Raw genomic sequence first — 4,769 nt, 5'->3', positions numbered from 1 at the left:
GCGCGTGGTCAAGCTGAACATCGACCATAACCAGAAAACCCCCCGCACCTATGGCGTGCGCGGCATCCCGACCCTGATGGTCTTCAAGAACGGCAAGGTCGAAGCGACCCAGATCGGCGCGGTCAGCAAGGGCCAGCTGGTTCAGATGATCGACAAGGCGATCTGAGAGCGCCGCGTGCTCGTCTCGCTGCGCACGCCCTTTACGGCGCTGCGCGGCGAGTGCTAGATTCCTCTCAGTCGGGGCTGTCTTGCCCCCTCGCGCATTCCGCGCAACGCTCGTCCTCCCTCCTGTCATCAACGGCGCCCCGTGAGGTTTGCCCGTGTCCGATATCGAAAGCAAAGATTCTTCCGACGCTATCCGCGCCGACGCCAAACCTGTGAGTGAAACCCCTACCCGCACCCGTTCGCCCCGCCGATCCAGCGCGGCGGCCACGGAGGCTAGCCCTCCCGCCGGACGGCCGACCGAAGCGCGGACTGAATTCGTGGAGCGCTCGGCGCCTCCCGCCGAAACACGGCCCGAAGCACCGGCCCCCGCGCCCACCCAGGAACCGCTGCGCTACGGCAACGGCTCCAGCGGCGAAGCGGCGGAAGCCCGCGACAACACCCAGGGCGGTAATGGCAACGGCAACGGCGGCCAGCCGCAGGGCCAGGGGCAACAGGGTGGCAACGAGCGCCGCAATGATCGCAACGACCGCAATGACCGCAACCGCCGCCGCCGTCACGAACGCGGCCCGCGCCCGCCAGGCCAGGGCGGCCCGCCGCGCAATCCGCACGGTCTGCCGGTAGATGACGAAAACGCCGACATCGGCAGCAATGACCGCGTCATCAATCTCACCGAACTGAAGCGCAAGAACCCGATTCAATTGCTGGAGTTCGCCGAATCGCTCGGCATCCAGGAAGGCGTTGCCCGTCAGCGCCGCCAAGACGTCGTCTTCAACATCCTGAAGGCCCACGCCCGCTCGGGCGGCGGCATCTGGGCCGAAGGCGTGCTGGAAATCCTGCAGGACGGTTTCGGCTTCCTGCGCTCGGCCGACGAGTCTTACCTGGCCGGCCCCGACGACATCTACGTATCGCCCAGCCAGATCCGCCGCTTCAACCTGCGCACCGGCGACTACATCACCGGACGCGTGCGCCACCCGAAGGAAGGCGAACGCTATTTCGCGCTGCTGAAGGTCGACGACATCAACGGCGATCCGCCGGAAGCATCGAAGAACAAGATGCTGTTCGAGAACCTCACGCCGCTGTTCCCGCGCAAGGCGTTCCACCTGGAGCGCGGCAACGGTTCGACCGAAGACATCACTGCACGCATCCTGGACCTGGTCGCGCCGATCGGCCGCGGCCAGCGCGGCCTGATCGTGTCGCAGCCTAAGTCCGGCAAGACGATGATGCTGCAGAACATCGCGCACGCCATCCAGTACAACCATCCGGACGTGCACCTGATCATCCTGCTGGTCGATGAGCGCCCGGAAGAAGTCACGGAAATCGCCCGCACCGTGCGCGCCGAAGTGATCAGCTCCACCTTCGACGAGCCGGCCGTGCGCCACGTGCAAGTCGCCGAAATGGTGATCGAGCGCGCCAAGCGCCTGGTCGAGCACAAGCGCGACGTGGTGATCCTGCTCGACTCCATCACCCGCCTGGCCCGCGCCTACAACACCGTGGTGCCCAGCTCCGGCAAGGTGCTGACCGGTGGCGTGGATGCAAACGCGCTGCAGCGGCCGAAGCGCTTCTTCGGTGCCGCACGCAACGTAGAAGAAGGCGGCTCGCTCACCATCATCGCCACCGCGCTGATCGATACCGGCAGCAAGATGGACGAGGTGATCTACGAGGAGTTCAAGGGCACCGGCAACATGGAAGTGCACCTGTCCCGCCGCATCTCCGAAAAGCGCGTGTATCCGGCCATCGACATCAACCGCTCCGGCACGCGCCGCGAGGATCTGCTGATCGAACCGGATCTGCTCGCCAAGATCTGGATCCTGCGCAAGCTGCTGCATCCGATGGATGAGCTGGCCGCGATGGAATTCATGCTCGACAAGATGAAGAACACCAAGTCCAACGACGAGTTCTTCAATTCGATGAAGCGTTAAAGAACGTCACGAAAAAGCCGCCCCTGTGGCGGCTTTTTCGTCTCAAAAGACGTCATCCCCGCGAAAGCGGGGACCTATTGGCTCTGATGCTTCCTTGAAACGGCATCCCGCTATCGCGGCGATGACGACGTTGAGCACACGCACGCTCAAGCCTTCTTCAGAAAACAGACCTTCAACACCAGATCCTTGATCTTGTCGGAGTGCCCTTCGATATGTTCCACATCGCCATCGACCAGGCGGATGTTGCGAATCACCGTACCCTGCTTCAACGGCACGGAAGCGCCTTTCACTTTCAAATCCTTGATCACGATGACGCTGTCGCCGCTTTGCAGCACGTTGCCGTGCACGTCACGCACGACCTGTTGGCGCTCCTCCCGTACCGCGGCGTGTTGCGGCCATTCATGCCCGCAGTCGGGGCAGATATACATGCTGCCGTCGGGATAGGTATGTTCCATGCCGCAAACAGGGCAGGCGGGAATCTCGGACATGGGAATATCGCTGCAAATAACGGCCGAGCAGTTTAGCTCGCCGTAAACCTCATCCGTTGCCGAGCATGTTGCGCGACGGATCAAATCAGCATTAACTGATACGATTCTGCGACCCCACACGCTATCGGTTGTATGCGCATTCTGCTAGTTGAAGACGATCCCCTGGTATCCGACGCCATCGTGCGCGGCCTGGCCACGGCCGGCTACGTGGTGGATGCGGTGACCGACGCGGAATCGGTCCAGTCCCGCCTGGACACCACCCATTACGACCTCGCCATCGTCGACTTGGGCCTGCCCGGCGAAGATGGCTTCACCCTGGTCCGCCGCTTGCGCCGCGAGGGCAGTTCGCTGCCCTTGCTGATCGTGACGGCGCGCGATGGGCTGGACGACCGCGTCAACGCCTTGGACCTGGGCGCAGACGATTACCTGGTCAAGCCCTTCGCCCTGCCGGAGCTGGCGGCGCGCTGCCGTGCGCTGATCCGCCGCGCCACCGCCGCCACCGCCAACGAAATGGTCGTGGGACAGCTGCGTATCGACCTGGCCGGCCGCCGCGCCATCGACAACGCTGGACGCGTGCTGGAGCTGACCCGGCGCGAATGGTCGATCCTGGAATGCCTGGCCCATCACAGCGGCCGCGTGGTGAGCAAGGAACGCCTGATCCAGGCCATCGTGAGCTGGGACGAAGAAATCTCCGGCAACGCAATCGAAGTGCACGTATCGCGCCTGCGCGCAAAACTCGGCGAGGCAGCCACGGTGCGCGGCATCCGCGGCCTTGGCTACCGCCTCGATGATGCGTAGCACGCAGAACCTGCCTACCGAACCGGCACCCCGGCGCGCGCGGAGCATTCGCGGGCGGTTGTTCGCTTATCTGCTGCTGCCGTTGGTGCTGTTGCTGGTGGCGAGCATCTGGGCCGACCACAAAACCTACGTCACGCCGCTGTATGACGCCTTCGACCGTGCGCTGTCCCACATGGCTGTCGCGATCGCCGGCCACCTCGATCGCGGGCCGGACGGGCAGCTCCATCTGGAAAAACCGGATTTCGGCCCTCCGCCGCTGCATCTTCCCGGTGGAGGACCGCCGCCTGACGACGTCCCCAACGATCATGACAAACCCCTCGGGCCATTCGGCGCGCACGGCGGTCCGTTCTGGCGTCGGCTGTTTCCGGGCGCGCGGGAAAGCTTTCTCTACCGCGTAAGCCTGCCCGACGGCCGCACCGTGCTCGGTGATGAAGGCCTGCCGATTCCCCGCGGCGGCGACACCGACGACTTCAGCTATGGCGATGCCCGCTACAAACAACTGGCCTTGCGCGTCGCCAGCTACCGCACGCAGGTGAAAGGCCAGCCGGTGATCGTCAGCGTGGGAGAAACGGTGCACCGGCGCAATCACGCCGTGCAGCGACTGGATACCATCATCGGCATCAGCGATGGCATCCAGTTGTTGCTGGTGCTTGGACTGTGCCTGTTCGGCATTACCGTGGCCCTGCGTCCGATCAATCGTCTGCGCGAGCGGATCATGCAGCGGCAGCCGCAATCGCTGCAGCCGCTGCCGCTGGACCCCGTGCCGAGCGAAGTGCGGCCGCTGGTGCAATCGCTCAACACCCTGCTGGTCACGGTGCGCGACGCCGCGCAGGCTCAACAGCACTTCCTGACCAACGCCGCCCATCAACTGCGCACACCGCTTACGGGCCTGAAAGCGCAACTGGAAGTGCTGGCAAGCGAAACCCACGATCAAGCCCAGCAGGAACGCATCGCCCGCCTGTACGGCAGCGTGGATCGCCTGGCGCACACTGCCAACCAGTTGCTGGCCCTGGCACGCGCCGAACCTTCCGCGAACAGCCCCGGCGATTTCACCAGAGTGCAGTTGGAGGCGCTGATCGGCACGGTGGCCGACGCCATGCTCGACCGCGCCATCGCCCGCAACATCGACCTGGGCGCGGAGTGCGCCCCGGTGCATGTGCGCGGCGTGCATTGGCTGCTGCACGAGCTGCTGATCAACCTGGTCGACAACGCCATCCGCCACACGCCCGACGGCGGCCGTATTACCTTGCGTTGCGGCCTGCATGGCGGCGCGCCTTATCTGGAAGTGGAAGACAGCGGCCCCGGCGTTCCCCCGGCGGAGCGCGAACGCGTACGCGAACGTTTCTATCGCGCCGCCGGCAGCGATGGGCAAAGCAGTGGCCTGGGCTTGGCCATCGTC

Annotated in this window: 5 protein-coding genes; 4 read left to right on the top strand and 1 reads right to left on the bottom strand. The window is 64.6% G+C overall.

Annotated elements, in window-relative coordinates; all coding sequences use genetic code 11:
• Positions 1–166, top strand: a 166-nt coding sequence (locus tag VMA74_RS06930) for a thioredoxin family protein (protein ID WP_325365906.1), incomplete at its 5' end; no start/stop codon positions are given.
• Between the two features lie 211 nt (positions 167–377).
• Positions 378–2,084: a transcription termination factor Rho gene (rho, locus tag VMA74_RS06925; protein ID WP_414649573.1), complete on the top strand. Its 1,707-nt coding sequence runs from the start codon at positions 378–380 to the stop codon at positions 2,082–2,084.
• A gap of 146 nt (positions 2,085–2,230) precedes the next feature.
• On the opposite strand, the gene VMA74_RS06920 is transcribed toward rho, so the two are convergent.
• On the bottom strand, positions 2,231–2,572 hold the full coding sequence (locus tag VMA74_RS06920) for a zinc ribbon domain-containing protein YjdM (RefSeq protein ID WP_325365904.1): 342 nt from the start codon (positions 2,570–2,572) through the stop codon (positions 2,231–2,233).
• A 132-nt stretch (positions 2,573–2,704) separates the two neighbouring features.
• On the opposite strand from VMA74_RS06920, the gene VMA74_RS06915 reads away from it, so the two are divergent.
• Both VMA74_RS06915 and VMA74_RS06910 read left to right on the top strand, forming a co-directional pair.
• Positions 2,705–3,370, top strand: a complete 666-nt coding sequence (locus VMA74_RS06915; protein ID WP_325365903.1) for a response regulator — start codon at positions 2,705–2,707, stop codon at positions 3,368–3,370.
• A partial coding sequence (locus VMA74_RS06910) for a sensor histidine kinase (protein ID WP_325365902.1) occupies positions 3,360–4,769 on the top strand: 1,410 nt, incomplete at its 3' end. The genes VMA74_RS06915 and VMA74_RS06910, both read left to right, overlap by 11 nt.

Origin of the sequence: Dyella sp. (assembly GCF_035508675.1) — a bacterium.
Lineage (GTDB): Bacteria > Pseudomonadota > Gammaproteobacteria > Xanthomonadales > Rhodanobacteraceae > Dyella_B.
The sequence above is the reverse complement of the archived record's forward strand: the minus strand, read 5'-3'. Positions and strand labels throughout refer to the sequence as shown.

Coding starts and splice junctions, on each gene's coding strand:
- VMA74_RS06920 (WP_325365904.1), bottom strand. CDS start 2,572: ATGTCCGAGATTCCCGCCTGCCCTGTTTGCGGCATGGAACATACCTAT.
- VMA74_RS06915 (WP_325365903.1), top strand. CDS start 2,705: ATGCGCATTCTGCTAGTTGAAGACGATCCCCTGGTATCCGACGCCATC.